Origin of the sequence: Mesorhizobium sp. M7A.F.Ca.MR.362.00.0.0, assembly GCF_004023175.1 — a bacterium.
GTDB lineage: Bacteria > Pseudomonadota > Alphaproteobacteria > Rhizobiales > Rhizobiaceae > Mesorhizobium.
The window spans coordinates 1-3,281 of the sequence record NZ_RZTF01000546.1; the positions used below are offsets into that span (position 1 = coordinate 1).

Below are 3,281 nucleotides of genomic sequence, written 5' to 3' on the forward strand. Positions count from 1 at the left end.
GCCCTTCCCGCCGATTGCGTCTATTTCGGCGAAATCAGCCTTTCGGGCGCCGTAGAGGCCGGTTGCGCATGCGCAACAGCGCCTCAAGGAAGCCGAAAAGCTGGGTTTTGGAAGCGCGGTTCTGCCTTCGGGCAGCGGGGAACTGGCCGGGGGGATCGGGGCCGGTTCTTTCCAGCCGACCGAGCTTGCCGACCTCGTGGCACGCATAGCCGGCTCACGCCGAAGCCGCGTGGACGAAGAAGATTAGAGCATCGGACTCAGAGCCCGATGTTCCGCGCTATAATGCGGCTCATGGAGTGGGGCGAAAGACATGCCGATTACGCTGCTTGACGGAATTCTCGTCGGCTTCACTCTGGTCTCGGCGATGCTCGCCATGGTTCGCGGCTTTTCGCGCGAAGTCCTGTCCGTCGTCTCCTGGGCAGCGGCGGCAGCGGCGGCGTTCTTCTTCTACAAGCCGGTTGTGCCTTACCTCGCGCCCTACATCGAGAATGAAAAGATCGCCATGGCGGCCGCCGCCGGCGTCGTCTTCATCGTCGCGCTGATCGTCGTATCGGTCATCACCATGAAGCTCGCCGACTGGATCATCGATTCGCGGATCGGCGCGCTCGACCGTACGCTCGGTTTCCTCTACGGCGCCGCGCGCGGCATCCTGGTCGTCGCCGTCGCACTGCTGTTCTTCAACTGGCTGGCTGGCGCCAAGGCACCGGCCTGGGTCACGGAGGCCAAGTCGCGGCCGCTGCTGGAGCAGATCGGCGCCAAGCTCGAAAGCCTGCTGCCCGAGGATCCGGAAAACGCGATTCTCAAGAAGCTCAATCCGAATCAGCCGGCCGCCGAGACGCCAGCTGCTCCGGACGCACCGGCTGCGGATGCTCCGGCGGGCGGCGACGATGCCAACACGCCAGCGCCTGACGACAATGACGCAACACCTCCGGCCAACAACGCTCCGGCACCGGCGGCGCCGGCAAACTGACGCCGAAAACGGCGTCAGGATCCGACGATGGTGTGAACGACCGCACGGCCCGCGTTGCTTTCGGCGCGAACCCGCATTATATGGCGATTTTAGCGGAGCTTAAGATGGCAGACGCAGACGACGTGCTTTCCGCCGAGGCCGACGACCATTTCCACGACGAATGCGGTGTGTTCGGCATTTTCGGCCGGCAGGACGCCGCGGCGATCGTCACACTGGGCCTGCATGCGCTGCAGCATCGCGGCCAGGAAGCGGCCGGCATCGTTTCCTATGACGGCAGCCAGTTCCATGTCGAACGCCATGTCGGCCTGATCGGCGACACCTTCACGAAGCAGCGCGTCATCGACAGCCTGCAAGGCAACCGCGCCATCGGCCATACGCGCTACGCCACCACCGGCGGCGCCGGCATGCGCAACATCCAGCCCTTTTTCGCCGAATTGGCCGATGGCGGCTTCGCCGTCGCCCACAACGGCAATCTGACCAACGCCATGACCGTGCAGCGCGCGCTGCAGAAGCAAGGCGCGATCTTCTCCTCCACCTCCGATACCGAGACGCTTTTGCACCTCGTCGCCACCAGCAAGGAGCGCGATTTGAACTCGCGTTTCATCGATGCGGTGCGGCAGGTCGAGGGCGCTTTCTCGCTGGTGGCGATGACGGCCAAGAAGATGATCGGTTGCCGCGATCCGCTCGGCATCCGTCCGCTGGTGCTCGGCGATCTCGACGGCGCCTGGATCCTGGCCTCCGAAACCTGCGCGCTCGACATCATCGGCGCGCGTTTCGTTCGCGACCTGAAGCCCGGCGAGATGGTCGTCGTCACCTCCAAAGGCATCGAGAGCCTGTTCCCCTTCGAACCGCAGAAGACCCGCTTCTGCATCTTCGAATATGTCTATTTCGCGCGGCCGGATTCCTCGGTCGAAGGCCGCAACGTCTATGAGGTGCGCAAGCGCATCGGCGCCGAGTTGGCGGTCGAAAGCCCGGTCGAGGCGGACATCGTCGTGCCGGTGCCGGATTCGGGCACGCCGGCGGCGATCGGCTTCAGCCAGGCCGCAGGCATTCCCTTCGAGCTCGGCATCATCCGCAATCATTATGTCGGCCGCACCTTCATACAGCCGGGCGATTCGATCCGCCACATGGGCGTCAAGCTGAAGCACAATGCCAACCGCCGCATGATCGAGGGCAAGCGCGTGGTGCTGGTCGACGACAGCATCGTGCGCGGCACCACCAGCCAGAAGATCGTGCAGATGGTGCGCGACGCCGGCGCCAAGGAGGTGCATATGCGCATCGCCTCACCGCCGACACGCGCCTCCTGTTTCTACGGTGTCGACACGCCGGAGAAATCGAAGCTCCTGGCATCGCGCATGTCGATCGAGGAGATGGCCGAGTTCATTCGCGTCGATTCGCTCGGCTTCCTCACCATTGACGGGCTCTACCGCGCGGTCGGCGAGGCCAGCCGCGATAACGACCAGCCGCAATTCTGCGATGCCTGCTTCACCGGCCAGTATCCAACCCGCCTGCTCGACTTCGAAGGCCACGACAATGTGCGCACGCTGTCGCTGCTGGCGACGAGCGGGACGTAGGCCGGACCGCCATCAGCGTTAGTCAAATTCCCGGAATCCATCGCATGACCCTCGACCTTTCCGACCGCGTTGCGGTCGTCACCGGCGCCTCGCGCGGCATCGGCTATTTCATTGCCAAGGAATTGGCTGCCGCCGGCGCGCATGTCATTGCGGTGGCGCGCACTGTCGGAGGACTGGAAGAGCTCGACGACCAGATCAAAGCGGCCGGCGGCCAGGCGACACTGGTGCCGCTCGACCTCGCCGACATGGCCGGCATCGACCGCCTGGGCGGCGCCATCCACGAACGCTGGGGCAAGCTCGACATTCTCGTCGCCAATGCCGGCGTGCTCGGCGTCATCTCGCCGATCGGTCATGTCGAAGCAAAAACCTTCGAGAAGGTGATGACCATCAACGTCACCTCGACCTGGCGGCTGATCCGCTCCGTCGACCCCCTGCTGCGGCTCTCCGACGCTGGACGAGCGATCATCCTGTCTTCCAACGCAGCGCACTCGGCGCGTGCCTTCTGGGCACCCTACGCGGCGTCCAAGGCCGCGGTGGAGACGATGATGCGCTCCTGGGCGCATGAGACGCAGAGCCTGCCGCTCCGGGTCAATGCCGCCGACCCCGGCGCCACCCGCACCGCCATGCGTGCCCAAGCAGTGCCGGGCGAAGATCCCGAGACGTTGCCGCATCCCTCCGAGATCGCCAAACGCATCGTGCCGCTGGCCAGCCCGGACCTGAAAGAGACCGGATTGATC

3 protein-coding genes and 1 pseudogene are annotated in these 3,281 nt (G+C 64.8%); all 4 read left to right on the forward strand.

The window, feature by feature from the left end; genetic code table 11:
* Positions 1 to 247, forward strand: a pseudogene (locus EOC06_RS44325) (DNA repair protein RadA); the annotation flags it as partial.
* A 63-nt stretch (positions 248 to 310) separates the two neighbouring features.
* A complete protein-coding gene (locus EOC06_RS34845) occupies positions 311 to 970 on the forward strand; it encodes a CvpA family protein (RefSeq protein WP_127267853.1) in 660 nt (219 codons plus the stop codon).
* A gap of 104 nt (positions 971 to 1,074) precedes the next feature.
* Positions 1,075 to 2,544: an amidophosphoribosyltransferase gene (purF, locus tag EOC06_RS34850; protein ID WP_013532528.1), complete on the forward strand. Its 1,470-nt coding sequence runs from the start codon at positions 1,075 to 1,077 to the stop codon at positions 2,542 to 2,544.
* A gap of 44 nt (positions 2,545 to 2,588) precedes the next feature.
* Positions 2,589 to 3,281 (forward strand): SDR family NAD(P)-dependent oxidoreductase (locus EOC06_RS34855; protein WP_128309946.1); only part of this gene is annotated, 693 nt, incomplete at its 3' end.

Coding starts and splice junctions, on each gene's coding strand:
- EOC06_RS34845 (WP_127267853.1), top strand. CDS start 311: ATGCCGATTACGCTGCTTGACGGAATTCTCGTCGGCTTCACTCTGGTC.
- purF (WP_013532528.1), top strand. CDS start 1,075: ATGGCAGACGCAGACGACGTGCTTTCCGCCGAGGCCGACGACCATTTC.